This window comes from Stenotrophomonas sp. YJH_SMC_122 (assembly GCF_059369535.1).
The window spans coordinates 185,720-210,138 of sequence record NZ_JCAFST010000004.1 but is presented as its reverse complement, the minus strand read 5'-3'; the positions used below and the strand labels follow the sequence as shown (position 1 = coordinate 210,138).

Annotated in this window: 24 protein-coding genes; 8 read left to right on the top strand and 16 right to left on the bottom strand. The window is 67.4% G+C overall.

The features are described 5' to 3' along the window. The first annotated feature begins 1 nt into the window (after position 1). On the top strand, positions 2 to 1,258 hold the full coding sequence (gene pgaC, locus AC5P66_RS07940; RefSeq protein WP_099495874.1) for a poly-beta-1,6-N-acetyl-D-glucosamine synthase: 1,257 nt from the start codon (positions 2 to 4) through the stop codon (positions 1,256 to 1,258). Beyond that, positions 1,255 to 1,725 (top strand): poly-beta-1,6-N-acetyl-D-glucosamine biosynthesis protein PgaD, encoded by a 471-nt coding sequence (gene pgaD / locus AC5P66_RS07935; RefSeq protein WP_263467803.1) that lies wholly within the window; start codon positions 1,255 to 1,257, stop codon positions 1,723 to 1,725. The genes pgaC and pgaD overlap by 4 nt, the downstream gene beginning before the upstream one ends. Before the next feature lie 79 nt (positions 1,726 to 1,804). On the opposite strand, the gene AC5P66_RS07930 is transcribed toward pgaD, so the two are convergent. From AC5P66_RS07930 to AC5P66_RS07880, 11 genes are all read right to left on the bottom strand, one after another. Beyond that, positions 1,805 to 3,076: a glutamate-5-semialdehyde dehydrogenase gene (locus tag AC5P66_RS07930; RefSeq protein ID WP_099487284.1), complete on the bottom strand. Its 1,272-nt coding sequence runs from the start codon at positions 3,074 to 3,076 to the stop codon at positions 1,805 to 1,807. Next, a complete protein-coding gene (gene proB / locus AC5P66_RS07925) occupies positions 3,073 to 4,230 on the bottom strand; it encodes a glutamate 5-kinase (protein ID WP_049412630.1) in 1,158 nt (385 codons plus the stop codon). The genes AC5P66_RS07930 and proB overlap by 4 nt, the downstream gene beginning before the upstream one ends. Before the next feature lie 11 nt (positions 4,231 to 4,241). Beyond that, a complete protein-coding gene (locus tag AC5P66_RS07920) occupies positions 4,242 to 4,505 on the bottom strand; it encodes a YciI family protein (protein ID WP_049412632.1) in 264 nt (87 codons plus the stop codon). After that, the gene (argH, locus tag AC5P66_RS07915) at positions 4,505 to 5,800 is read right to left on the bottom strand and encodes an argininosuccinate lyase (RefSeq protein ID WP_099495873.1); all 1,296 of its coding nucleotides are present in this window, start codon (positions 5,798 to 5,800) and stop codon (positions 4,505 to 4,507) included. Before argH ends, AC5P66_RS07920 begins: the two co-directional genes overlap by 1 nt. 20 nt (positions 5,801 to 5,820) lie before the next feature. Beyond that, on the bottom strand, positions 5,821 to 6,774 hold the full coding sequence (gene argC / locus AC5P66_RS07910; RefSeq protein ID WP_049440379.1) for an N-acetyl-gamma-glutamyl-phosphate reductase: 954 nt from the start codon (positions 6,772 to 6,774) through the stop codon (positions 5,821 to 5,823). Beyond that, the gene (locus AC5P66_RS07905) at positions 6,771 to 7,373 is read right to left on the bottom strand and encodes a GNAT family N-acetyltransferase (RefSeq protein WP_099495872.1); all 603 of its coding nucleotides are present in this window, start codon (positions 7,371 to 7,373) and stop codon (positions 6,771 to 6,773) included. Before AC5P66_RS07905 ends, argC begins: the two co-directional genes overlap by 4 nt. A 3-nt stretch (positions 7,374 to 7,376) precedes the next feature. Continuing rightward, positions 7,377 to 8,705 (bottom strand): acetylglutamate kinase, encoded by a 1,329-nt coding sequence (locus AC5P66_RS07900; protein WP_099487286.1) that lies wholly within the window; start codon positions 8,703 to 8,705, stop codon positions 7,377 to 7,379. A 76-nt stretch (positions 8,706 to 8,781) separates the two neighbouring features. Further along, positions 8,782 to 9,870, bottom strand: coding sequence for an acetylornithine deacetylase (locus AC5P66_RS07895; protein WP_049412643.1), 1,089 nt, complete (start codon positions 9,868 to 9,870; stop codon positions 8,782 to 8,784). A gap of 152 nt (positions 9,871 to 10,022) precedes the next feature. Next, a complete protein-coding gene (locus AC5P66_RS07890; RefSeq protein ID WP_049440382.1) occupies positions 10,023 to 11,219 on the bottom strand; it encodes an argininosuccinate synthase in 1,197 nt (398 codons plus the stop codon). A 65-nt stretch (positions 11,220 to 11,284) separates the two neighbouring features. Next, positions 11,285 to 12,295: an N-acetylornithine carbamoyltransferase gene (locus AC5P66_RS07885; RefSeq protein ID WP_049412647.1), complete on the bottom strand. Its 1,011-nt coding sequence runs from the start codon at positions 12,293 to 12,295 to the stop codon at positions 11,285 to 11,287. 332 nt (positions 12,296 to 12,627) lie between these two features. Then, positions 12,628 to 13,191, bottom strand: a complete 564-nt coding sequence (locus tag AC5P66_RS07880) for a glycine zipper 2TM domain-containing protein (protein ID WP_049412649.1) — start codon at positions 13,189 to 13,191, stop codon at positions 12,628 to 12,630. A gap of 188 nt (positions 13,192 to 13,379) precedes the next feature. On the opposite strand from AC5P66_RS07880, the gene cysS reads away from it, so the two are divergent. Genes cysS through AC5P66_RS07865 form a run of 3 tightly spaced genes read left to right on the top strand, consistent with a single transcriptional unit; the run spans position 13,380 to position 16,506 of the window. Beyond that, the gene (gene cysS, locus AC5P66_RS07875) at positions 13,380 to 14,756 is read left to right on the top strand and encodes a cysteine--tRNA ligase (protein ID WP_134709054.1); all 1,377 of its coding nucleotides are present in this window, start codon (positions 13,380 to 13,382) and stop codon (positions 14,754 to 14,756) included. Between the two features lie 53 nt (positions 14,757 to 14,809). Continuing rightward, entirely contained in the window at positions 14,810 to 15,262 is a 453-nt protein-coding gene (locus AC5P66_RS07870) for a SufE family protein (RefSeq protein WP_099495871.1), read from the top strand. Then, positions 15,259 to 16,506 carry an MFS transporter gene (locus AC5P66_RS07865; protein WP_049412656.1) on the top strand — a complete coding sequence of 416 codons (1,248 nt, stop codon included), beginning with the start codon at positions 15,259 to 15,261 and terminating at the stop codon, positions 16,504 to 16,506. The genes AC5P66_RS07870 and AC5P66_RS07865 overlap by 4 nt, the downstream gene beginning before the upstream one ends. A 371-nt stretch (positions 16,507 to 16,877) precedes the next feature. On the opposite strand, the gene dksA is transcribed toward AC5P66_RS07865, so the two are convergent. Continuing rightward, on the bottom strand, positions 16,878 to 18,104 hold the full coding sequence (dksA, locus tag AC5P66_RS07860; RefSeq protein ID WP_049440386.1) for an RNA polymerase-binding protein DksA: 1,227 nt from the start codon (positions 18,102 to 18,104) through the stop codon (positions 16,878 to 16,880). A 271-nt stretch (positions 18,105 to 18,375) separates the two neighbouring features. Between dksA and yidD the strand changes: the two genes are divergently transcribed. From yidD to AC5P66_RS07845, 3 genes are read left to right on the top strand one after another with little or no spacing between them, the layout of a single operon-like run. After that, on the top strand, positions 18,376 to 18,630 hold the full coding sequence (yidD, locus tag AC5P66_RS07855) for a membrane protein insertion efficiency factor YidD (protein ID WP_005417723.1): 255 nt from the start codon (positions 18,376 to 18,378) through the stop codon (positions 18,628 to 18,630). Between the two features lies 1 nt (position 18,631). Continuing rightward, positions 18,632 to 19,978, top strand: coding sequence for a dihydroorotase (locus tag AC5P66_RS07850; protein ID WP_049440389.1), 1,347 nt, complete (start codon positions 18,632 to 18,634; stop codon positions 19,976 to 19,978). After that, positions 19,978 to 20,826: a M23 family metallopeptidase gene (locus AC5P66_RS07845; protein WP_495216171.1), complete on the top strand. Its 849-nt coding sequence runs from the start codon at positions 19,978 to 19,980 to the stop codon at positions 20,824 to 20,826. Before AC5P66_RS07850 ends, AC5P66_RS07845 begins: the two co-directional genes overlap by 1 nt. Positions 20,827 to 20,913: 87 nt before the next feature. Here the strand turns inward: AC5P66_RS07845 and AC5P66_RS07840 are convergent, their stop codons facing one another. From AC5P66_RS07840 to AC5P66_RS07825, 4 genes are read right to left on the bottom strand one after another with little or no spacing between them, the layout of a single operon-like run. Then, positions 20,914 to 21,618 (bottom strand): squalene/phytoene synthase family protein, encoded by a 705-nt coding sequence (locus AC5P66_RS07840; protein ID WP_164283465.1) that lies wholly within the window; start codon positions 21,616 to 21,618, stop codon positions 20,914 to 20,916. An 11-nt stretch (positions 21,619 to 21,629) separates the two neighbouring features. Next, entirely contained in the window at positions 21,630 to 22,325 is a 696-nt protein-coding gene (locus AC5P66_RS07835) for a phosphoglycolate phosphatase (RefSeq protein WP_111097193.1), read from the bottom strand. Beyond that, positions 22,322 to 23,038: a bifunctional 2-polyprenyl-6-hydroxyphenol methylase/3-demethylubiquinol 3-O-methyltransferase UbiG gene (ubiG, locus tag AC5P66_RS07830; RefSeq protein WP_049412667.1), complete on the bottom strand. Its 717-nt coding sequence runs from the start codon at positions 23,036 to 23,038 to the stop codon at positions 22,322 to 22,324. The genes AC5P66_RS07835 and ubiG overlap by 4 nt, the downstream gene beginning before the upstream one ends. A gap of 24 nt (positions 23,039 to 23,062) precedes the next feature. Beyond that, positions 23,063 to 24,406, bottom strand: coding sequence for a TRZ/ATZ family hydrolase (locus tag AC5P66_RS07825; RefSeq protein ID WP_049412668.1), 1,344 nt, complete (start codon positions 24,404 to 24,406; stop codon positions 23,063 to 23,065). Positions 24,407 to 24,419 lie beyond the last annotated feature (13 nt).

The window sequence follows — 24,419 nt, the reverse complement described above, 5'->3', positions numbered from 1 at the left end:
TATGGACATGCATCCGCTGCTGCAGGTCCTGTTCCAGTTCGCCTTCTACTACCCGATGGTGATGGCGTTCTTCTGGATGTCGGGCGGCCTCTATTACTACTATCGGCGCGAACGCCACTCGCGGCCGCGCAACGACCCTCCATTGATGGTCGATCCCCCCTTCGCGAGCCTGCTGGTGCCCTGCCACAACGAAGCAGACAACCTGGATGACACACTCACTGCGGCGCTGGCCCAGCGTTACCCCGCCGACTACGAAGTGATCGCCATCGATGATGGCAGCAGCGATGACACCGGCGCGCGGCTGGACGTACTGGCGGCAAAGCACCCGCGGCTGCGCGTATTGCACCTGGACCGTAACCTGGGCAAGGCCAATGCGCTGCGCATGGGCGCACTGGCCGCTCGCTCGGAGTACCTGGTGTGCATCGACGGCGATGCAATGCTGGAGGAACATGCGCTGCACTGGATGGTCTGGCACCTGGTCAGCGGCAACCGGGTCGGTGCAGTCACCGGCAACCCGCGCATCCGCAACCGGTCCACCCTGCTCGGCCGCCTGCAGGTGGCCGAGTTTTCCTCGATCATCGGCATGATCAAGCGCGCGCAGCGCGTATACGGGCGCATCTTCACCATCTCCGGGGTGATCGCCGGCTTCCGCCGTACCGCCCTGCACCAGGTGGGCTGGTGGTCGGATGACATGGTGACCGAGGACATCGACATCAGCTGGCGCCTGCAGCGCGCGCACTGGGACATCCGCTACGAACCCAATGCGCTGTGCTTCATCCTGATGCCGGAGACCCTCAAGGGCCTGTGGCGGCAGCGCCTGCGCTGGGCCCAGGGCGGCGTGGAGGTGATGCTGCGTCACGCGCGCTCGCTGCTGCACTGGAAAGAGCGGCGCATGTGGGGCGTGCTGCTGGAGTACGTGCTGAGCGTGATCTGGGCCTACACCATGTTGTTCATCGTGCTGCTGTGGGCACTGGGCAAGTTCATCGAGCTGCCGCCGCAGCTGCATATCGCCAGCCTGCTGCCGCAGTGGCATGGCGTGATCCTGGCGCTGGTCTGCCTGCTGCAGTTCGCCAGCAGCCTGATCATCGACCGGCGTTACGAAACACAGATTGGACGCAACTATTTCTGGGTCATCTGGTACCCGATGGCGTACTGGCTGATCAGCCTTTCCACCACCCTGGTGGCGCTGCCGAAGACACTGCTGCGCCGTCGCAGCAAGCGCGCCACCTGGACCAGCCCTGACCGGGGGATCCGATGAACGCGCAACGCCCGTCCAACCGCTTCGACTCACGGATGATCCGCAAGCCACACCGCCAGCCGCGCTTCCAGCGCACCGCCTGGGGATTCGTCACCCTGGCGTTCTGGGGCTTCTACTTCTACCTGTGGGCGCCCCTGGTGACCCTGTTCTCGTGGTTGGTCGGCGGCCAGCTGGCCTGGCAGCAGCTGTACGAACGGCAAAGCCAGTTCGATCCCTACGTGCTGGTGGCATTGCCGCTGATGCTGTTGTGCGCCAGCGTGCTGCTGATCGGCTGGGCCGAGTACAACCGTGCCCGCTTCCGTGGCCGCGAGCGCCGCCTGCCGCGGCCACTGGCCAGCCTCAACGAAGTGGCCGCCGTTTTGGGGGCCAGCACCGGGCTGGCCGAACGCCTGATGGGCTGCAAGGCCGCCACGCTGCACATGGATGATCACGCACGCCCGGTCGGCATCCGCCGCGAGGTGGTGTAGCCCGACAGCCTGGTGGGTGCTGACCTTGGTCGGCACCGGGGTCTGCTGCGAAGAACATCCACGCATGGCGTGGATCCACTTATGTGCGCGTCTGTCCTTCGCCACGCACCACGAAACGTTCGACAGTGAGCGCTTCCAGACCCATCGGGCCATAGGCATGCAGGCGCGTGGTGGAAATGCCGATTTCGCTGCCCAGGCCCAGCTGGCCACCATCGGAGAAGCGCGATGAGGCATTGACCATCACCACCGCCGAACGCAGCGCAGTAACGAAACGCTCGGCATGGCCGGCGTCTGCGGTCGCGATCACTTCGGTGTGGTCGGAGGTATAGCGGCGGATGTGCGCGATGGCCGCATCGAGGTCGTCCACCACGCGCACGGCCAGCACAAGGTCGAGGAACTCGGCAGCGTAGTCCTCCTCGGTCGCCGCCGTGCTGCCCGGCAGCAGCGGCTGCGCCTGCGCATCGGCGCGCAACTGCACGCCACGCTGGCCGAGCGCCTGCGCCACGCGCGGCAGGAACGAATCGGCTACGTCACGGTGTACCAGCAGTGTCTCCAGCGAATTGCAGGCGGCTGGCCGGCTGCACTTGCCATCCACCAGCAGGTCGATGGCCTTGCCCAGGTCGGCGCTGGCGTCCACGAACAGATGGCAAACACCCTTGTAGTGCTTGATCACCGGTACCCGCGCATGCTCGGCAACGAAACGGATCAGGCCTTCGCCACCGCGCGGGATCGCCAGGTCGATCAGCTCATGCAGCTGCAGCAGTTCCAGCATCGCCTCACGGCGCAGGTCGGTCAGCACGGTCACGGCGGCCGGCGGTACGCCGTTGGCCTTCAACGCACCGGCGAGTGCCTGCGCGATCGCGGTGTTGGAGTGAATTGCCTCGGAACCACCGCGCAGGATCACGCCGTTACCCGCCTTCAGGCACAGCGCCGCGGCTTCGGCGGTCACGTTCGGGCGCGCCTCGTAGATCATCGCGATCACGCCCAGCGGCACGCGCACCTTCTGCACGCGGATGCCGTTCGGGCGCACGTCATCGCGGGTGACCTCGCCGACAGGATCTGGCAATCCGGCCACTTCGCGCACGGCTTCGGCCATCGCGAACAGGCGCGGCGGGTCCAGTGCCAGACGATCGAGCATGGCGCTGCCCACGCCCTTCGCGCGCGCGGCGGCGAGGTCACGTGCATTGCCGGCCAGGATCAACCCGGCATTCACTTCCAGCGCCTGTGCCATCGCCAGCAGCAGCGTGCATCGCGCCGCGCCGTCGAGGCCGGCAACGATCTGCGCCGCATCACGGCAGGCACGCGCCTGCGCTTCGATCTCGCTCATCGGGGTGTCCTTCAATCCGGTCATGGCAGCACCAGGTCGTCGCGATGGACGACGCTGCCGCCGTAGTTGTAGCCGAGCACGGCCTGGATGTCGCGCGAATGGTGGCCGGCAATCCGGCGTACGTCGTCGGCAGCATACTGGCTGACGCCGCGGGCCACGCAGACACGGCCCTGCGGCGCGTTCCAGCACACCTGTACCATGTCGCCGCGGCGGAACACGCCCTCTGCACCGGTGATGCCACCGGGCAGCAGCGAGGCGCCCTTCTCGCGCATCGCCTGTGCCGCACCGGCATCGATGACGATCACGCCCTCGGCCAGCGGTGCATGCCGCAGCCAGTGCTTGCGGGCGGCCTCGCGGCTGCGTGCGGCATGGATGCGGGTGCCGAACAGGCGGTCCTGCGCCAACGCGCGCACCACGTCACCGCTGCGGCCATTGAACAGATAGGTTTCGATGCCCAGGCGCCCGGCCTTCGCCGCCGCCTCCAGCTTGGTACGCATGCCGCCGGTACCGGCTCGCGAGCCGGCGCCGCCCGCCATCGCCAGCACCTCGTCACTCAGTTCCGGCACGTCGTGCAACGGCCGCGCATCGGCCACGGTGCGCGGGTCGGCGCTGTACAGGCCATCGATGTCGGTGGCGATGAACAGCGCATCGGCGTCGACCAGCGCCGCCACGGTAGCAGCCAGGTTGTCGTTGTCGCCGAGCTTGAGCTCATCCACCGACACGGTGTCGTTCTCGTTGACCACCGGCAATGCGCCCAGGCGCAACAGTTCACTCAACGTGGCGCGTGCATTGAGGTAGCGGCGGCGGTTGCGCAGGTCGTCATGGGTCAGCAGCACCTGCGCCACCGGGCGCTCGAAGAAGCGCTGCCAGAGCCCGATCAGCTGGGCCTGGCCAAGTGCCGCCAGGGCCTGCCGCGCCGCCATCGCTGCGCCCGGTTCATCGGCGCGCGGCAGGATCGCGCGCCCGGCAGCGACCGCGCCGGAGGAGACGATCACCACCTCGCGCCCAGCCAAGAGATTGGCCGAGACGAACTGGGCCAGGCCCAGCGCGTGGCGTGGCGACAGGCCGCCGCCATCAGCTGCCAGCAGGCTGCTGCCAACCTTGAGCACCGCACGCCGCCACGGCGGCAGCGCTTGTTCGGGGAACGGCGAGGCGACGTGGGCAGCGTGCTGGATCATCGGTCAGGCTCTCAGCGGGTGTTCCATTCGTGCACGGTCAGGTCGGAGGCCTGCATCGTCACCAGCGGGTCGGTGGCGACGATGGCCTGTGCCTGCGCCAGGCTGTCCACGTTGCACAGCACGTAGGCGCCACCGCTGCCATCGGCGAAGCCACCGGTCAGCTGCAGCTTGCCCTGCGCCTGCAACGCATCGAGGAAATCGCGATGCGGCTGCACCGCTGCATCGTTGAAGCCCGGCCGGCGCATCGCCAGCACCAGATACACCGTGGCCGCCATCAGGACAACGCCTGCCAGCGCGCGCGCAGTTCGTCCAGGCGCAGGTCAGCGGCCGCGCCCGGCGATACACGCGCGGCCAGGCTGCCCTCCGGCGTGCGTCCCTGCCCTGCACTGTCGGCACCGGCCGCAGCGGCCTTGTAGGCCTCGCGGAACGGTACGCCAGCCACGGCCGCCTCCACGGCGACGTCGGTGGCATACATGCCCGAATCAATCGCCGCGCGCAGCCTGTCGTCACGCCATTCCAGATTGGCCAGCAGCGCCGGCAGCAGTTCCAGCGCGGCCAGGCCACGGCCGAAGCCGTGGAAGATGGCACCCTTGGACGACTGCAGGTCGCGATGGTAGCCGGAAGGCAGCGACAGCAGCTGCTCGATCTCGGTGCGCGCGGCGGCGACGCTGGCGTGGGTGGCGCGCATCAGCTCGATCACATCCGGATTGCGCTTGTTGGGCATGATCGAACTGCCGGTGGTGTACTGCGCCGGCAGCGCGACGAAGCCGAACTCGGCGCTGGTGAACAGCGACAGGTCCCAGGCGATGCGGCGCAGGTCCAGCGTAGCGCCACCGAGTGCTTCCAGCGCGGCCAGCTCGAACTTGCCGCGCGACAGCTGTGCGTAGATCGGCGAGATCTGCATGCGCGCGAAACCGAGCGCCGCCGTGGTGTGTTCGCGGTCCAGCGGAAGGTTCACCCCGTAGCCGGCGGCGGTGCCGAGCGGATTGGCGTCGACCAGCGCATGGGTGTCACGGGCGCGGATGGCGTTGTCGATGAAGGCCTCGGCCCATCCGGCCCACCACATGCCTGCCGAGGACACCACCGCACGCTGGATGTGGGTATAGCCGGGAATCGGCAGGTCCTTCTCGGCCTGCGCGCGGTCCAGCGCGACCTTGGCTACGTCGGCGCTGAGCTGCGTCACGCGCTGCAGCTTCTCCTTCAGCCACAGGCGGGTGGCCACCAGGATCTGGTCGTTGCGGCTGCGGCCTGTGTGGATCTTGCGGCCGGCATCGCCGAGGCGTTCGGTAAGGCGTGCTTCGATGGCCGAGTGGCCATCTTCGTACTGCGTGTCCAGCACGAAGCGGCCTTCGCGGAAGTCCTGCGCCAGCACGTCCAGTTCGCGCAGCAGGCCGGCCAGCTCATCGGCGCTGAGGATGCCGATGTGCTGCAGGCCCTGCGCATGCGCGGCGCTGGCGGCAATGTCGTGCAGGAAGAACTCGCGGTCGAGGATCACATCGTCGCCGGCGAGAAAGGTCTGGATCTGGGCGTCGACGGCGACGCCGGGCTTCTGCCAAAGAAGGTCTGCCATGGGGGCTCCGGAAGGCGGGTTCAGTGCGGGATCGACGTCAGTTCGTCGATGCCCAGGGCGAGGTTGAGGTTCTGCATGGCCTGGGTGGCTGCGCCCTTCAGCAGGTTGTCCAGGGTTGCCACCACGACCACGCGCTTGCCGCCCGGCGCGAGCGTGAAGCCACCGACCTGGGCACCGTGGCGGCCGGCGATGCGGCTGACCCACGGCGCCTCGTCCACCACCTCGATCAGCGGTTCGCCGGCATAGGCCTGCTGGAAGCGTTCGACGATCTGCTCGCGGGTCTGCACGCGGTTCAGCCACAGGTTGGCGGTCAGCGTGATGCCACGGAAGTGCGGCGCGACGTGCGGCATGAATTCCACGGCCACGCCCAGCTGCACCGACACCTCGCGCTCGTGCACGTGATTGGTCAGCGCATACGGCATCAGATTGTCGGCCAGCAGTTCGACGTTGTTCTTGTCCGACGGCGTAGTACCGGCACCGGAGTATCCGGACACACCGAAGCACTGCGGCGGACCCGCCAGCAGGTCCAGCAGCGGATGCACCGCCAGCTGCATCGCCGTGGCATAGCAGCCCGGGTTGCTGATGTGTTTCTGTCCGTTGTAGCGGCCGCGGGTCAGCTCCGGCAAGCCGTAGTACCAGCTGTTGTCGAAGCGGTAGTCGGCCGAGAGGTCGACGATGACGGTGTCCGCCTTCGCCGCCTCCAGCGCGGCCACGAACGGCGCGGCCAGGCCGTTGGGCAGGGCCAGGATCACCGCGTCCACCCCCTTGGCCGCCACTGCATCGGCGTCCAGGTTTTCGTACTGCAGCTCGCCCTGGAATTCCGGGTGGTGGTCGGACAGGCGCTGCCCGGCGCGCTCGCGCGAAGAGACGAAGGCCAGCTTCAGCCGCGGGTGGGCGGCCACCAGCTTGATCAGCTCGGCGCCGGTATGGCCGCGGGCACCGACGATGCCCAGGGTAAAAGTCGAATCGTTCATGCGTGACTGTCCAGGCGGTACTGCAGGTGGCGCTTCACGCCCTGCCATTCCGCATCGATGATGGAGAAGATGACGGTGTCCCGCGGCGTGCCATCGGCATGCCGCTTGTGGTTACGCAGCACACCATCCTGCTTGGCGCCCAGGCGCGCGATCGCGGTGCGCGAGGTGACGTTGAACCAGCTGGTTTCCAGCACCACGCTGATGCAGCCCATGGCCTCGAAGGCGTGCTGCAGCAGCAACAGCTTGGCTTCGGTGTTGGCGCCGGTGCGCTGTACGCGCGGCGTGTACCAGGTGTAGCCGAGGCTGAGCCTGGGCACGCTGGCATCCATGTCGTAGAAGCGCGTGCTGCCGATGATGTCACCCGCCGCATCGCAGATCACGAACGGCAGCACCTTGCCTTCGGCCTGTGCCTGCAGCGCGGCCTGCACATAGGCCTCGGCCCGCTGCGGTGACGGTACCTGGGTGTACCAGAGCTGGTCCAGGCCGCTGCCTTCGAGGGCAGCGCGCAGGCCGGGGACATGCTCAAGCTGAAGCGGCTGCAGCGTCACATGCTGGCCGCGCAGGGTAGGCACCGTATTCCAAGCGTCAAGATTGGTCATCGCTCAGCCCTGCAGGCTCGGTGCGCGCTGCGCGCAATGATCGACGTAGGTCTTGATCCGGTCGATGCCATCGGCGCCGAACCAGAACACTTTCCAATGGTCCTGCTTGTAGCAGCCATCGGACTCGGCGTAGTAGAAGTGGTTGATCGGGTTGCCGTGGCGCGAGCGCCAGAACAGCTGCGGGGTCTCCTCCAGCATCACGTTCCAGACCGCACGCCCCAGGCCTTCACCCTGCGCGTCGTCGAGCACAGCGAACTTGTCCAGGTACACGCCTTCGGCCTCGTCGGTGAGGATCACCGCAGTGCGGTAGTTCTCGCTGACATAGGCACGCAGCAGCTTGGTCTTTTCGAAGTAGTCCGGCACCAGAGTGCGGCCGAAGCTGGATTCGATCAGGCCCTTCAGCCGCGGCAGGTCGAGCTCGTTCCAGGCGGTGGCGCGCAGCACTTTCTCACCCTTGCGCACCAGCGTGCCCGAGCCCTTGTGGGTGAACAGTTCCTTGGCCAGGTCGGCCGGACGCGTGATCGACACCGACGACTCCAGCGGCAGGCGGTCGAGCAGGTCCTTGATCTGTTCGATCTTCACCTTCATGCCGCCATGGATCCACGGCTGCGCGATCAGGTGATCGTATTCGGTGGACAGGTTGATCGAATCGATCACGTTGCCCGCCTCGTCCAGCAGGCCACCGGTGCCGGTCAGGAAGATGATCTTGTACGGCTGCAGTTCCTGCACCAGCTCGTTGGCGGCAAAGTCGGCGTTGACGTTGAGGATCTGGCCACCGGCGGTTTCACCCAGGCTGGTGATGACCGGGATCGAGCCGGCACGCAGGCTGGCCTCGATCGGTGCCAGGTTGACCTTCTTCACCTCGCCGACCAGGCCGTAGGTGTCCACGTCCAGGTACTCGGCCTCGAACACGCCACCGGTGATCGAGGTGGCACGTGCGCCGTTCTGCTGCAGCGCCTCGACCAGGCGCAGGTTGGACTGCTGGAACACCCGGCGCACGATCGCCAATGCTTCCGGCGACGTCACGCGCAGGCCGTTCACGGTCTGCTTCTCGATGCCGGCCGCCGACAGCTCGGCATCCAGCTGCGGGCCGGCGCCGTGCAGCACGATCGGGGTCAGCCCGACTTCCTGCAGGAACGACAGCGAAGAGGTCAGCGCGTCGAGATCGTCGCGCAGCACCGCGCCGCCGACCTTGACCACGGCGAAGCGCTTGGCGTCCAGCTGCGAGAAGCGCTTGAGGTACTGGCTGATCTCCTTCGCGCTGGCCATGCTGGAAAGCAGGCGCACGATGGTCTGGCGGGTCTGGCGGTGGGGCTGGAGGGCAGGAGACATTTCGGTTTCGTCACAGGCGGCGGTCGCCGCGTTGCAGTTCCGCCACGCCCGGGGCATGGCGGCGTTGTGGGGTCGATCAGGCGCCGGCGGCGATGATCCGGTGCACGGCGTGGGTATAGCGCTGCAACTGGTCCAGCGTCACGAACTCATCGGCGGTGTGGGCCTGGGCGATGTCACCCGGGCCGAATACCAGTGTGGTGTAGCCAGCGGCCGAGAACAGCGACGCCTCGGTCCAGAAATCCACGGCATTGCCGATCGGCAGCTCCAGCGCATCGGCCACGTCGCGCGCCAGCAGGCGGCGGTTCTCAGCTTCGGCGATGTCACCGGCGGGCAGGCTGGGACCACGGAACGTCTCGGTGAACACGGCGGCTTCCGGCTCGGCGAAACCGGCGAAGGTCGCCAGCAGGCCATCGATGTCCATCGACGGCAGCGGGCGGAACCCGAAGCGCACCTCAGCAGCCGGTGCGATCATGTTGGCCTTGATACCGCCTTCGACGCGACCGATGTTGAAGCGCAGACCGGTCAGCCCACCGAAGCGGGCCGAGGCCAGCGATTCCACATGATCCAGCGCGCGATTGCCCCAGCGCATGGCCTGGTGCAATGCGCTGGCAGCCGCATCCTGCTTGCCCGACGCATGGCCGGCACGGCCGGCGAACTGCATCAGCACCGAACTGATGCCACGGTGCGCCAGCACCGCTTCGCTCATGGTCGGTTCGGCCACGAGTACGGCTTCATACGGCAGGCCACGCGCCAGGAATGCAGCGATGCAGCGCGGGTCGTTGGCTTCCTCGTCGCTGGAGAACAGGAACGCGGCATCGCCATCGCTGGCATTGGCCGCCGCCACCAGCGCAGCGGCGGCGCCCTTGATGTCACACACGCCCAGGCCGACCACGCGGTCGTCCAGGCGGCGCATCACATGCGGATCGGCACTCCAGTGCGGCGAGTCCGGCACGGTATCCAGGTGCACGTTGAACAGGTACTTCGGCGTCCCACGCACGGCGTACAGGCTGACCGCACCGGCGCCATGGTCGATCACCTCGACGTTGAAGCCGGGCAGGTTCGCGCGCAGGTAATCGAAGATGCCACCGGTGGTGATCGCACGCGGCGGGTTGCGGGTGTCGAAGGACACCAGCGCCTGCAGGTGATCGAGCGTCTGTTCAAGCATGTGTCTGAATATCCGTAGGGTTCGAAATCGGTAGTGCCGGTCGCTGGCCGGCTGCGCAATGATCCAGCCGTGCCACGAGCCGGCCAGCGGCCGGCACTACCCTCCATTGACGCTGCGAAGCGCCGGCCGGCGGCCGGCGCCCCCGTCACAGGTCAACCGCGGTTGACTTGCGCGTAAAGCGTCGAACTCATGCCGAACAGCTTGATGAAGCCTTCTGCCTCCTCCACGCCCCAGTCGGCCGACTGCGCGTAGGTGGCACCCTTGGTGTTGAGCAGGTGCGGCGACTTCACCGCCACCGCGTCGACGCGGCCACCGCGGGTTTCCAGCACCACTTCGCCGTTGACCTTGGCCTGCGAGGACTTCAGGAACGCTTCGATGTCGGTCTTCAGCGGGTCGTGGTAGAAGCCTTCGTACACCAGCTCCACCCACTTGCGTGCCACGTCCGGCTTGAAGCGGTTCTGCTGCTTGGTCAGCACCGCATCTTCCAGCGCGCGGTGCGCGGCCAGCAGCGAGACCAGGCCCGGGGCCTCGAACACGATGCGACCCTTCAGGCCGATCACGGTGTCGCCGGTGTAGACGCCGCGACCGACGCCGTACGGGGCGAACAGCTTGTTGAGCTGGGCCAGGATCTGGTCGCCCGGCAGCGCCTTGCCGTTCAGTTCAACCGCTTCGCCTTCAACGAACTTCAGGGTGACGGTCAGCGCCTGCTCCGGCCACTCGCTACGCGGTGCGCACCAGCCACGGGCGCCCTCGCCCGGGGCTTCCCAACGGTCGATCTCGCCGCCGGACATGGTCACGCCCAGCAGGTTCTCGTTGATGGTGTAGGCCTGCTGCTTGGCGCGCACGCCGAAGCCACGCGCTTCCAGGTACTTCTGCTCGTAGGCGCGGGTCTGGGTGTGTTCCTTCTGGATCTCGCGGATCGGCGCGATGATCTGGTAGTCGCCCAGTGCCTTCACGGCCAGGTCGAAGCGGACCTGGTCGTTGCCCATGCCCGTGCAGCCGTGGGCGATGATGTTGGTACCCAGCTCGGCAGCACGCTTCAGCGCGGCATCGACGATCAGGTAGCGGTCCGAGACCAGCAGCGGGTACTGGCCCTGGTAGCCTTCGCCGGCCCACACGAACGGCTTGACGAAGCCTTCCCAGATGGCCGGGCCACCATTGACGGTGACATGGCTGGTCACGCCCAGCTCGGCGGCACGCTTCTCGATGAAATCGCGCTCCTCATCATCCACGCCGCCGGTGTCGGCGAACACGGTGTGCACGTTGTAGCCGCGCTCCTGCAGGTAGGGCACGCAGAAGCTGGTATCCAGGCCGCCGGAGAAGGCGAGAACGACGTCTTTGTTGCTCATGGGGGTCAGGTCCAATCAGGTTATGTAGAGTCGAGCCATGCTCGACTGATGCTCGATCAAGAAAATCAGCGCCCGGCAACCGCGGCCATGATCGCCTTCTGCACGTGCAGGCGGTTCTCGGCTTCGTTGATGGCGATGCACTGCGGCGAATCCATCACCGCATCGGTGGCTTTCACGTTGCGGCGCAGCGGGAGGCAGTGGCTGAACACACCGTTGTTGGTCAGCGCCATCTTGCGTTCGTCGACGATGAAGTGCTTGAACTGATCGCGGATCGGCTTTTCCGGTTCCCAGTTGCCGAAGAACGGCAGCGCGCCCCAGCTCTTGGCGTAGACCACGTCGGCGCCGGCATAGGCGCTGTCGATGTCATGGCTGATCTTCAGCGAACCGCCGCTCTCGGCCACGTTCTGCTCGGCCCAGCCCATGTAGCGGTCGTCGAGGATGTAGTCGGCGGTCGGGCACAGCAGGGTCACGTCCATGCCCATGCGGGTGGCGATGGTCAGCGCCGAATTGGCCACGGCGGTGTTCAGCGGCTTGGGGTGGTAGGTCCAGGTCAGCACGTACTTCTTGCCACGCAGGTCCTGGGTGCCGAAGTGCTCCTGCAGGGCCATGATGTGGGCCAGCTCCTGGCACGGGTGGGTGATGGTCTCCATGTTGATGACCGGCACCGGCGAGTACCTGGCGAAGCTGTTGAGGACGATGTCCTGGCGGTCGTAGGCCCAGTCGATGAACTTGGGAAACGCGCGCACGGCGATGATGTCGCAGTAGCGGCCCAGCACCTTGGCCACTTCAGCGATGTGCTCTTCGGTGTCGCCGTCCATCACCGTGCCGAGGTTGAACTCGATCGGCCACGCGTCCTTGCCCGGCTGCAGCACCACCGCGTGGGCGCCGAGCTGGAATGCGCCGAGCTCGAAGCTGGTGCGGGTGCGCATGGACGGGTTGAAGAACACCAGCGCGATCGACTTGCCCTTGAGCTGGTCGCCGAGCTTGTTGCGCTTGAACAGCGCGGCCTGGGTGAGCAGCGCGTCGAGATCGCTGCGGCTCCAGTCCTGGGTGTTCAGGAAGTGCTTGGGGGACATCATCTTTCCTTGCGAGGCGGCGCCGGGTTCGACGCGGTGGAAGGGAAACAGGAAGCAAAGGTGAAACGAAAAGGTTGCAGTTGCAGCTTTCAGGACATGCATTCTTGAAGCGCGAAAACGAAAAAACCCAGCCGGCGGGCTGGGTTTTTTTCGGACGAACAGCAAAAAGCTCCGGTTACCCAGCGAGAATGTGGGGTTCCGGTCGACGCGCACGCGAGGTCATGCCAGACGCCTGTCGGGCTGCGCTGCTGTCGTGCTGGAAGTCGGTGAGCTTCATGGTCAACCATCTTTGCATGCGGCCGGGGCCGGCGCAAGGGGTTGGGGGCGCAGAATCAGGGATTGCCGGCCGAACCCTGCTCGGGGCCGACCCAGGGCGTGATCGACACCCGGATCTTGAGCCGGTTGCCGGGGTCTTCCGGCAGCCGCGAGCGGTACTTGGTGCCCTTGTAGACGTAATCCACGTCGTAGGCGATGGGCCGGCGGAATTCACGCCCCACCGGCACGATGCGGCAGTCGCGGGTCAGCATGGGGCCGTTGTTGGCCGGCGCCGGGGCCGGCGACTCGGTTCCGACCTCCTCAACGGCCTCCTCGTCGCTGCGCTTGAACATCGAGCGCACCGAATCCCAGAAGCGGCTGATCCGGCCCTTGTCCTCGACCGGCTCCTCGCCGGTCACGTTCACCGGGGCCAGGGTCCGGGTCGACACCGGCTCGCAGTGCTCCTCGGTACGGGTCGCGCGCAGGGTCTGGAACACCGGCTCGACGTTCAGCACCTGGGCGTAGTCGAACTTCACGTTCTCCACGATCACCACCCGGTTGCGGGGCTCGGCCTCCTGGGCCAGCACCACGGCGGGCAGCGCCGACAGGCAGGCCAGGGTCAGCAACGCGGTGGATTTCATTGGCGACGGGAGCAAGGACACGGCAATAGTGTAGGCAGTGGCGAGCGCAAGGGGCTGAACATTACCCGTCCACGCCGCTCCTGCCCACCCCACCCTGGACGGACCCGGCGTCCACCGGTGGCAGCCAGTGCCCCCAAAGGGGGCCGACACGTTCTAAAATCACAGGCTTGTCCCCCAGCCACAGCCCCATGACCCTGCGCCTGCACAACAACCTGACTCGCCAGCTCGAACCGTTCACTCCGCTCGACCCGGCCTGTCCGACCCTGTATGTGTGCGGCCCCACGGTCTACAACTACGTGCACATCGGCAACGCCCGTGGCCCGGTGGTGTTCGGGGTGCTGGCCGATCTGCTGCGGCGCCGTTTCGGCGCGCTGCGCTACGCCCGCAACATCACCGACGTGGACGACAAGATCAACACCGCCGCGCGCGAGCAGGGCGTGCCGATCAGCACCATCACCGGCAAGTTCGCCGCCGCCTACCGTGAAGACATGGCCGCGCTGGGCGTGGTGCCGCCGGACATCGAGCCGGAGGTGACCGCGCACATTCCGCAGATCATCACCATGATCGAGCAGCTGATCGGCAATGGTCATGCCTACGCCGCCGAGGGTCACGTGCTGTTCGCGGTGGCCAGCTTCGACGGCTACGGCAAGCTCTCGCGCCGCGACCCCGACGAAATGCTGGCCGGCGCCCGCGTCGACGTGGCCCCGTACAAGCGCGACCCGGGTGATTTCGTGCTGTGGAAGCCGTCCAGCGACGACCTGCCCGGCTGGGAATCGCCCTGGGGCCGTGGCCGCCCGGGCTGGCACATCGAGTGCTCGGCGATGGCGGCGGCTCACCTGGGTGAGACCATCGACATCCATGCCGGCGGCGTCGACCTGCAGTTCCCGCACCACGAGAACGAGCTTGCGCAGAGCGAATGCGCCCACGGCGGCAAGATCTTCGCCCGCTTCTGGCTGCACAACGGCATGCTCAACTTCGGCGGCGCCAAGATGAGCAAGTCGCTGGGCAACATCGAGCGCGTGCACGACCTGGTGCGCCAGCATCCGCCGGAAGCGCTGCGCCTGGCCCTGCTGTCGGCCCACTACCGGCAGCCACTGGACTGGTCTGATGCGCTGATCGAACAATCGGTGCGCACCCTGGACCGCCTGTACGGCACCCTGCGCGAACTGGCGTCGATCGAGGCCACGGCAGTGATCCCCGCCAGCGTCGAAGCGACCCTGGACGACGATCTCAACACACCCCAGGCGCTGGCCGAAGTGGCCCGCATCGCCGCCGACGCGCGTCGTGCCACCGACCCGGCCGAACAGGCGCGCCTGAAGGGCGAGCTGCTCGGTGCGGGCCTGGTGCTGGGCCTGCTGCAGGCCGACCCGGCGCAGTGGTTCGGCACCGCAGCGGGCGACGAGGACGACGATGCCCGCGTCCAGGGCCTGATCGACGAGCGCGCCGCGGCCAAGAAGGCACGCGACTTCGCCCGTGCCGACGCCATCCGCGACCAGCTGGCCGCCGAAGGTATCGTGCTGGATGACACCCCGCAGGGCGTTCGCTGGTCGCGCAAGCGCAGCTGACCTGCCTTGCCCCGTGGCCGGTCCGCCGGCCACGCCCCACCGTAGAGACTGTTGTGACCGACTCCCCGTTCCCGCTTGAACCCACCGCCGCCGAGGCCCAGGCCGCCATCGCCGAGGAATTCGGCTTCTTCGGCGACTGGTCCGAGCGCTACCAGTACCTGATCGACCTCGGCCGCAAGCTGCCGCCCTTCCCGGAAGAATGGAAGACCGAAGAGCATCGCCTGCTCGGCTGCCAGTCGATGGTCTGGATCGTGCCCGAAGGCAACGCGCAGTCGCTGCGCTTCCATGCCATCAGCGATTCGGCGATTGTCTCCGGCCTGATCTTCCTGGCCCTGCGCGTGTACTCCGGGCGCTCGGCGCAGGAGATTCTGGCCACCGAACCGAGCTACATCCAGGACATCGGCCTGGCCCGCCACCTCTCGCCCACCCGCAGCAATGGTGTGGCGGCGATGCTGGCCTTCATCCGTGAGACGGCGCAGGCGCAGCTGCAGCGCGACCCGTCGTGAGCGAACCCGCCACAGCCGAAGACAGTGCACTGGGCCTGCTGTCCCGCCCCGGTTTCGCCAGGCTGCTGGCCTACCGCATCTTCGCGATGCTGTCCTACCAGGTGGTCGCGGTCACCGTCGGCTGGCACATCTACGAAGTCACCCGCAATCCGTTCTCGCTGGGCCTGATCGGCCTGGCCGAGGTCGTGCCGTTCTTCTGCGTGGCTCCGTTCGCCGGTTACCTGGTGGATCACCTGCCGCGCCGTCGGCTGGGCATGGTCGCCTGTTGCGGGCTGATCGCCACTGCACTGGTATTGACCAGCGTTGCCATGGGCTGGCTGCCGATTGACGGCGTGTGGCCGATCTATGCGGCCATCGCGCTGACCGGCATGGTCCGCGCCTTCCTGTCGCCGATCTACAACGCCTTGTTCGCCCGCGTGCTGGCCCGTGACCAGTTTGCCCGTGGCGCCGGCCTGGGCGCGGTGGTGTTCCAGGCCGGCATGATCGCCGGCCCGGCACTGGGTGGCGTGCTGGTCGGCGTCGGTGGCAAGGGCCTGTCCTACGCAGTGGCCACCGCTTTCGCGCTGGTGGCCATGGCCTGCCTGGCCACGCTGAAGGTGGAAGAACCGGTGCATACCGGTCCGGCCGCCCCGATCTTCAAGAGCATCGCTGAAGGCGCGCGCTTCGTGGTCGGCAACCGGATCATGGTCGGCGCGATGGCGCTGGACATGTTCTCGGTGCTGCTGGGCGGCGTGGTGGCGATGCTGCCGGCATTCCTGCACGAGATCCTGCACCACGGCCCGGAAGGCCTCGGCATCCTGCGCGCGATGCCGGCGCTGGGCTCGGTGTGCGTGGGCCTGTGGCTGGCGCGCCACCCGCTGCACCGCAATGCCGGCCGCGTGCTGCTGTTTGCGGTCGCCGGCTTCGGCCTGTGCGTGATCAGCTTCGGGTTGTCGCAGCACTTCTGGCTGTCGGCGCTGATCCTGCTGTTCTACGGCGCGTTCGATGGCGTCTCGGTGGTGATCCGCTCGACCATCCTGCAGTTGGCCACGCCGGAAGAAATGCGCGGACGGGTGTCGTCGATCAACGGCATCTTCATCAGTTCGTCCAACGAGCTGGGCGCGTTCTATGCCGGCACGATGGCCCGTCTGCTGGGGCTGGTGCCTGCAGTGGTGCTGGGTGGGTTTGCGGTGCTGAGCGTGGCCGGGATCACCGCCTGGAAGAACCCGACGCTGCGGAAACTGAATTTGCGTGATCTGCAGTGACCCCGCGGAGAGCGCGTTCGGCGGCGCCGGGCGTTTGACTGGCCACGTCACTTTCCCTCGATGAATGGGTTTGTCACTTTCTTCGCGCGCGCAAAGAAAGTAACCAAAGAAACGCGCCGCCATCCGCGAGCCGGTGCTGCGCACCGGTGCCCTGCGCTCCTCGGTGAATCAGGGGACGGCGCCGAACTCGCTGCGCTCAAACAGCGGCGCCTCTTCGCCCCCGATTCCCCTGCGGTGCTCGGCTCGCTACAAGGCGGACCCAAGTCAACGGCCACAACTGCCCGTGCCAGCCACGATCGCGCACCAACGATCCCCCAACAAAAAACCCGGCCGAGGCCGGGTTTTTCGCATGACCAGACAACGAACTGGAATCAGTCGCCCTGCTGCTTCTGCAGGTGCTCCCAACGCTCCTGGGCGTCGATGGTGCGTTCGGCGGTCAGGCGCGCCTCCAGGCGCTCCAGGCCGATTTCCTCGCCGGTGTCGACGCAGTAACCGTAGTCGCCCGCTTCCAGGCGCTTCAGGGTGCTGTCGATCTTGCCGATCAGCTTGCGGTAGCGGTCGCGGGTACGCAGTTCCAGCGAGTTCTCGGTCTCGCGGGTCGCACGCTCGGCTTCGTCGCCGATGTCACGCACTTCCTCGCGCAGGTTCTCGATGGTCTGCTTGGACTCTTCCACCAGGTCCGCGCGCCAGTTCTGCAGGCGCTGGCGGAAATACTCCTGCTGCAGCGGGCTCATGTATTCCTCTTCCGAGGACGGCTTGTAGCCAGCCGGCAGGATCGGGCGGCCAGTGGCCTCGTCGGTCTTGTACTCGACCACCTTGTACTTGCTGCGCGGGGCCGGTGCTGCCGAGCGGGCGGCGACGGCCACGGCAACCTTGCCGACAGGGCGCGACACGGTCTTCGGGGCGGAATCGGATTTCACGGCGGTTTTGGCAGGCGATTTCGAAACGGGCACGGGATTCTTGGATTGCGGGGCCTTCGAAGCGACAGGAGCGGCGGCCGGGGCCGGCGTTGAGGCCGGTTGGGCTGCCGCCACTGCCACGGTCTTGGCCGGGACAGGCTTGGCCGGAGCCGGCTTGGCAGCAGGCTTCGGTGCGGACTTCACTACTGGCGCCGGGGTCGGCTTTGCGGCCGGCGCGGCAACGTTCTTGGCAACCTTCTTTACAGCGGCAGGCGTGGCGGCCGGTTTAGCCGCAGCGACCTTCTTTGCTACGGGCTTGGCGACCGGCTTGGCTGCAGCCTTCTTCACCACCGCCTTCGGCGCTGGCTTGGCGGCGGCCTTCTTGGCCACCGGCTTGGCGGCGGCTTTCTTCACCGGCGCAGCCTTGCTGACAGTCTTCTTCACCGGCGCCTTCTTGCTGGCAGCGGCTGGCTTGGCCTTGGCGGGCGCAGCGGCCTTCTTCGCCACCGGCTTGGTTGCCTTGACCGGCGTTTTCTTTGCGGTGGCCTTCCTGGCCGCCGGTTGCGAGGACGCTGCCTTGGTCGCCGGCTTGCTGGCCGGCTTCTTGGCAACGGGCTTTGCCGCCAACTTCTTCACAACAGGCTTGGCGGTTTTCTTGGCGGCCGTTGCGGCCTTCTTTGCAGTTTTTTTAGCAGCCACGAAACGCTCTTCCTTGGATTCCCCGGGGCCCGGGAAAGCGGGCCTTTATAGCCTACCCGACCCGCAGCAGCAACCTCGGCACCCTGCTCCATTCAGTCCTGGAGCCAAGGCGCCCAATGGGCGGTCCGACGAACACGGACCGCCTTGCGCGGTACGGAACCTGGCCAGCACCCGACGGTGCTGGTACCGGTCGCAGGCCATCGGCGACATGCGACCAACGGCCCATCCTGCACAAATGCGGCCTTCATGCCAACTGGCATAAGATGACTAGGTGATCTCGCGCCTGCTCATTGCCCTGCTGCGCTTCTACAAGCGCTTCATCAGCCCCCTGCTGGGGCCGCGCTGCCGTTTCGTGCCGAGCTGTTCTGAATACGCGATGGATGCCATCTCCCGGCACGGGCCGCTGCGCGGCAGCTGGCTGGCTGCGCGCAGGCTGGGCCGTTGCCATCCGTTCCACCCCGGCGGCTTCGATCCGGTGCCCGAATCCACCCACGCCCCCTCTTGCCGTTGCACAGGAAAACACTGACATGTCCTCCACCCTCATCACCAACGCCCGGATGGTCAACGAAGGCCGCACCTTCGACGGCGACCTGCGCATCGAGAACGGCCGCATTGCGCAGATCGGCGCCGGGCTGGCGCCGCGCAACGGCGAGCAGGTGGTGGACGCGGCCGGGCGCTGGCTGCTGCCCGGCATGATCGATGACCAGGTGCACTTCCGCGAACCGGGCCTGACCCACAAGGGCGACATCGCCAGCGAATCGGCGGCCGCCGTGGCCGGTGGCCTGACCAGCTTCATGGACATGCCCAACACCAACCCGCCGACGCTGGATTCAACCATCCTGGAAGCCAAGTACGAGCTCGCGCGCGGCCGCGCCTGGGCCAACTACGGCTTCTACCACGGCGCCAGCAATGACAACCTGGACGCGATCCGTGCGCTGGACCCGAAGAAAGCCCCGGGCGTGAAGGTGTTCATGGGTGCTTCGACCGGCAACATGCTGGTCGACAACCCGGAAACGCTGGACGCGATCTTCCGCGAATGCCCGACCCCGATCATCACGCACTGCGAAGACACGCCGATGATCGATGCCAACCTCAAGGCCTTCCAGGAAAAGTACGGCGATGCGCTGACCCCGGACATGCACCCGGACATCCGTTCGCGCGAAGCCTGCATCAAGTCGACCCGCCTGGCGATGTCGCTGGCACGCAAGCACGGCACCCGCCTGCACGTACTGCACATCTCCACCGCCGACGAGCTGGCGCTGTTCGAGAAGGGCCCGCTGATCCGCGCCGATGGCAGCCGCAAGCAGATCACCGCCGAAACCTGCGTGCACTTCCTGCACTTCGCGCGCCCGGACTACGCGACCAAGGGCAACCTGATCAAGTGCAATCCGGCGATCAAGGAAGTGTCCGACCGCGAGGCAATCACCGCTGCGCTGGCCGATGACGTGCTGGACGTGCTGGCCACCGACCACGCGCCGCACACCTGGGAGGAGAAGCAGAAGCCCTACGCGCAGGCGCCGTCGGGCCTGCCGCTGGTGCAGTACGCGCTGGTGGCCGCGCTGGAGCGGGTGCACGAAGGCAAGCTGACCCGCGAGCAGGTGGTGCAGAAATTCGCACATGCGCCGGCGCAGCTGTTCGACGTGGAAGAACGCGGCTTCCTGCGCGAAGGCTATTTTGCCGACCTGGTGCTGGTGGAGGACGTGCCGTTCACCGTCAAGCGCGAGGACGTGCTGTCCAAGTGCGGCTGGTCGCCGTTTGAAGGCACCACCTTCCGTTCCCGCGTGGCGTCCACCTGGGTCAACGGCCAGCTGGTGTGGGACGGCAGCAAGCTGGTGGGTGAACCCGCCGGCCAGCGCATGACCTACGACCGCTGATGCGTTCGGCACTGATGATCGGGGCGCTGCTGCTGGCCGCGCCCCTGTTTTCCTCTTCCCCGGCGCAGGCGCAGGACGGCATCGGCAGCCTGATCGACAGCCGCGTGGTGTTCCCGGCCAGTGCGTCGCAGGGCGCGCTGGTGATCGGCAAGGTGCCCGCCGGCAGTCGCGTGCAGTACGCCGGCCGCCAGCTGCGGGTGAGCGGCTACGGCAGCGTGGTGTTCGGCATCGGCCGCGACGAAAAGGGTCCGCTGCGGGTACAGGTGCAACGCCCCGATGGTGGCAGCGAGACGGCGACCATTGCGGTAACGCCGCGCGACTGGCCCACCGAGCGGGTCAATGGGGTGCCACCGAAGACGGTCAATCCGCCGGCGGCGATTGCCGAGCGGATCAAGCGCGAACAGGCGCAGGTGACCGCCGCACGTGCCCGCGATGACGACCGCACCGACTTCACCCAGACCTTCATCTGGCCGGTACAGGGCCGCATCAGCGGCCGCTTCGGCAATGCGCGCGTCTACAACGGGCAGTCGGGAGCCGGTCACTCCGGCATGGACATCGCGGTGCCGACCGGCACCCCGGTGAAGGCGCCGGCGGCCGGCATCGTGACCTTCGCTGGCCCGGACCTGTACCTGACCGGTGGCACGCTGCTGCTCGACCACGGCTTCGGGGTCAGTTCCAACTTCCTGCATCTGTCGCGCATCGACGTAAAAGTTGGCGATCGTGTGGAGCAGGGCCAGGTGATCGCTGCCGTCGGCGCCACCGGCCGTGCCACCGGCCCGCACCTGCACTGGGGCATGAACTGGTTCGACACCCGCATCGACCCGTTGCTGGTGCTGGAGCGCAAATAACGGTAGTGCCGGCCGCTGGCCGGCAACCGCACGAATTCTGCAGTGCCCGAGCTGCCGGCCAGCGGCCGGCACTACCAGGCAGTTGGATCAGCCGCGCGCGGCCCACCACACGCGCAGCAACGTGCGCACCGGGGTGGCTTCGATCGGCTTGCCTGCGGCCTGCGCGGCAACGCGGGCGCGCGCCAGGCTCGACCACACGCGCCGCGGGCGCGGGCCGGGCACGCGGGTACCCCACCCCTTCAACAGGTGCTGCGCCCAGCGCTGCGCGGCAGTGCTGGCATCACCGTCCAACAGGCTGCGCGGCACACCGGCCACGCCGGCGTCCTGCAGGCGCTGGGCCAGGGTCTGCAGCTGCACCGCACGACCGGCGCCGGTGCGCGGCTTGTCGGCAAACAAGGCCGCTTCCACTGCGGCCACGGCCTCGGCGTAATTGGCCAGCGCACGCTCGGCACCGGCTGCATCCAGCGCAACGGTACGCGCTTCAACGAGGTCCGGCAGCGCTTCGGCCAATTGCACCCACGGCGCACGCACCGGCTCCAGCAGACGGCCCAGTGGATGGCGCGAACGATGCCCTGCCCAGCTGCGCAGTTCCTCGCCCCACCACGCCAGCTTGGCATCGGCCGGCAGCGGATCGCCGCTGGTATTGAGCATGTCGTCGAACTCCTGCAGCAGCGCAAACCACGCCACTGCGAGCTCGCGTTGCGGTTCGGCCACGAACGGGGCGGCCACCGACCATTCCGGCCAACGGCTGCGCCACTTGTCGAGGAAACTGTCCAGCGCGGTACTGCTCACTACGGGATTCCTTACGGCTGGGCCGGGGCTGCCGGCCGGGTCGGCCAGAGACTGGCCAGTTGCAGAAGTTCGGCGTTCTCGACCAGCACGTCGGCCTGCCAGGCCAGCGGATCGTCGCTGTGCAGGCGGTAGCCCCACAGCGCCGCGACCGACGGCATCGCGGCGGCTCGCGCGGCGATGATGTCGCGCTCGTCATCGCCCACGTACACGCAGTCTTCGGCGGCCATTCCGACGGCTCGCGCGGCGTGCAGCAGCGGCAGCGGGTGCGGCTTGCGCTCGGCCAGGCTGTCACCGCCGACCAGCACCGCGCAGCGCTGCTGCCAGCCGTGCTGCGGCAAGATCAGGCGCGCCAGGTACTCCGGCTTGTTGGTGACGATGCCCCACACCGTACCGGCCTCATCCAGCGCGGCGAGCATGCCGGCCACGCCGTCGAACAGCACTGCGTGCTGGCCGATCAGCGCTTCGTAGCGCTGCAGGAATTCCGGGATCAGTGCATCGCGCGCAACGGCATCCAGGTCCGGGAAAGCGGCGCCAACCATCGCGCGCGAGCCCTTGGAGACCACCGGCCGCAGCTGCGCCGGATCGATCGCTGCCCGGCCCCGCTCGGCCAGCATCGCATTGCAGGTGGCGACGAAGTCCGGCGCGCTGTCCAGCAACGTGCCATCCAGGTCGAACAGCACCGCACGCGGGAAGCGGGCGGAGGTCATGCCGGCTTGACCGCGTAGGCCAGGTAGTTGATGTCGGTGCGGCTGCTCAGGCGGGCATGGTTGCGCCACGGCTCGTAGGCCATGCCGCTGACATCCACCAGCTGCAGGTCGGCTTCGCGCAGCCAGCGCGCCAGTTCGGCCGGCTTGATGAATTCCTGGTAGTGGTGGGTGCCCCTGGGCAGCAGCCGCGCCACGTACTCGGCGCCGACAATCGCCACCGCGAAGGCGGCCGCGGTGCGGTTGATGGTCGACAGGAACAGGTGGCCGCCCGGCTTCAGCAGGCGCTTGCAGGCGTCGATGATCGCGCCCGGGTCCGGCACGTGCTCAAGCATTTCCATGCAGGTGACCACATCGAAACTGCCCGGCTGCTCGGCGGCCAGATCCTCGGCGGCCTGCACGCGGTAGTCGACCTTGGCGCCGCTTTCCAGCGCATGCAGGCGCGCGACCTTGACCAGCTCCGGGGCCAGGTCGATGGCGGTGACGTCGGCACCGGCCTGCGCCAGCGCTTCGCTCAGCAGCCCGCCACCGCAGCCGATGTCGAGCACGCGCGCGCCACGCAACGGCACGCGGTCGGCCACGTACTTCAGGCGCACCGGGTTCAGCGCATGCAGCGGCTTCTGCGGGCCGTCAGCGTCCCACCAGCGGTTGGCCAGCGCGGCGAACTTGTCCAGCTCGGCCTGATCGAAATTGGAGGAAGCGTGAGGGGCAGTCATGAGGGGTCCTTGCGGCGCCAGGGATCAGGCGCGGATATGACGGATGCGCTCGCGCCACTGGCGCGCGTTGGCGATGATGCCCGGCAGGTCCATGCCGACCAGCTCGCGCTGCACCAGCTTCGGCTTGCCGGCGATCCAGACGTCGCTGACCTGCTGGCGGCCGGTGGCATACACCAGCTGCGACAGCACGTTGTGCAGCGGCTGGGTTTCCAGCGCCGACAGGTCGACGCAGACCAGGTCGGCCTGCTTGCCGACTTCGATCGAACCGATGCGGTCACCGAAGCCCAGCGCGCGTGCGCCGCCCAGCGTGGACGCGCGCAGCGTGGTCGCCGCGTCGAGCGCGGTGGCATCATCGGCCACGGCCTTGGCCAGGATCGCTGCGGTACGGTTCTCGCTGAACATGTCCAGGTCGTTGTTGCTGGCGCAGCCGTCGGTGCCGATCGCCAGGTTCACTCCGGCACGCTGCAGGGCGCAGGCGGGGCAGAAACCGGAGGCCAGCTTCAGGTTCGATTCCGGGCAGTGCACCACGCTGACGCCGCGTTCGGCGCACAGGTGGATTTCCGCATCGGTCAGCTGGGTCATGTGCACCGCGATCAGGCGGTCGTTGACCAGGCCGAGCCGATCCAGCCGCGCCAGCGGGCGCTGGCCGTGCAGCTTGATCGAATCGTTGATCTCCTGCGCGGTCTCGTGGGTGTGCAGGTGCACCTGCATGTCGAGCTGGTCGGACAGCATCCGCACCCGCTCGAAGTTGGCATCGTTGACCGTGTACGGCGCATGCGGCGCGAACGCGGTGCCGATCAGCGGATCGGTGCGCCACTGGTCGTGCAGTTCACCGGCCTTGGCGAAGTATTCGTCATCGGTCCTGGCCCAGGCGGTGGGGAAATCGATGATGACCGCGCCAACCAGCGCGCGGAAACCGTGCTTCTTGTAGACCGCGGCCTGCACGTCGCCGAAGAAGTAGTTCTCGTTGGCACAGGTGGTGCCGCCGCGCAGCATCTCGGCGATGGCCAGGGTGGTGCCGTCGGCGACGAACTCAGGACCGATCACCGCCGCTTCCACCGGCCAGATGTGCTGCTGCAGCCAGGTCATCAGCGGCAGGTCGTCGGCGACGCCGCGCAGCAGGGTCATCGGGTTGTGCGTATGCGCGTTGACCAGGCCCGGCATCAGCGCCGACTCGGGGCGGCTGACCACCTGCGCGGCACGGAAGCGTGCGCGCGCCTCGGCACGCGGCAGGATGGCCACGATCTCGCTGCCACGCACGGCGACGGCATGGTCTTCCAGCACCACCGCATGCGGCTCGATCGGAACGACATGACCGGCTTCGATGAGCAGGTCGCAGGCTTCGGGGAGGTGCGGGCTATCGCTCATGCGGGCTCACTGG

Coding starts and splice junctions, on each gene's coding strand:
- pgaC (WP_099495874.1), top strand. CDS start 2: ATGGACATGCATCCGCTGCTGCAGGTCCTGTTCCAGTTCGCCTTCTAC.
- pgaD (WP_263467803.1), top strand. CDS start 1,255: ATGAACGCGCAACGCCCGTCCAACCGCTTCGACTCACGGATGATCCGC.
- AC5P66_RS07930 (WP_099487284.1), bottom strand. CDS start 3,076: ATGACCGGATTGAAGGACACCCCGATGAGCGAGATCGAAGCGCAGGCG.
- proB (WP_049412630.1), bottom strand. CDS start 4,230: ATGATCCAGCACGCTGCCCACGTCGCCTCGCCGTTCCCCGAACAAGCG.
- AC5P66_RS07920 (WP_049412632.1), bottom strand. CDS start 4,505: ATGGCGGCCACGGTGTATCTGGTGCTGGCGATGCGCCGGCCGGGCTTC.
- argH (WP_099495873.1), bottom strand. CDS start 5,800: ATGGCAGACCTTCTTTGGCAGAAGCCCGGCGTCGCCGTCGACGCCCAG.
- argC (WP_049440379.1), bottom strand. CDS start 6,774: ATGAACGATTCGACTTTTACCCTGGGCATCGTCGGTGCCCGCGGCCAT.
- AC5P66_RS07905 (WP_099495872.1), bottom strand. CDS start 7,373: ATGACCAATCTTGACGCTTGGAATACGGTGCCTACCCTGCGCGGCCAG.
- AC5P66_RS07900 (WP_099487286.1), bottom strand. CDS start 8,705: ATGTCTCCTGCCCTCCAGCCCCACCGCCAGACCCGCCAGACCATCGTG.
- AC5P66_RS07895 (WP_049412643.1), bottom strand. CDS start 9,870: ATGCTTGAACAGACGCTCGATCACCTGCAGGCGCTGGTGTCCTTCGAC.
- AC5P66_RS07890 (WP_049440382.1), bottom strand. CDS start 11,219: ATGAGCAACAAAGACGTCGTTCTCGCCTTCTCCGGCGGCCTGGATACC.
- AC5P66_RS07885 (WP_049412647.1), bottom strand. CDS start 12,295: ATGTCCCCCAAGCACTTCCTGAACACCCAGGACTGGAGCCGCAGCGAT.
- AC5P66_RS07880 (WP_049412649.1), bottom strand. CDS start 13,191: ATGAAATCCACCGCGTTGCTGACCCTGGCCTGCCTGTCGGCGCTGCCC.
- cysS (WP_134709054.1), top strand. CDS start 13,380: ATGACCCTGCGCCTGCACAACAACCTGACTCGCCAGCTCGAACCGTTC.
- AC5P66_RS07850 (WP_049440389.1), top strand. CDS start 18,632: ATGTCCTCCACCCTCATCACCAACGCCCGGATGGTCAACGAAGGCCGC.
- AC5P66_RS07845 (WP_495216171.1), top strand. CDS start 19,978: ATGCGTTCGGCACTGATGATCGGGGCGCTGCTGCTGGCCGCGCCCCTG.
- AC5P66_RS07835 (WP_111097193.1), bottom strand. CDS start 22,325: ATGACCTCCGCCCGCTTCCCGCGTGCGGTGCTGTTCGACCTGGATGGC.
- ubiG (WP_049412667.1), bottom strand. CDS start 23,038: ATGACTGCCCCTCACGCTTCCTCCAATTTCGATCAGGCCGAGCTGGAC.
- AC5P66_RS07825 (WP_049412668.1), bottom strand. CDS start 24,406: ATGAGCGATAGCCCGCACCTCCCCGAAGCCTGCGACCTGCTCATCGAA.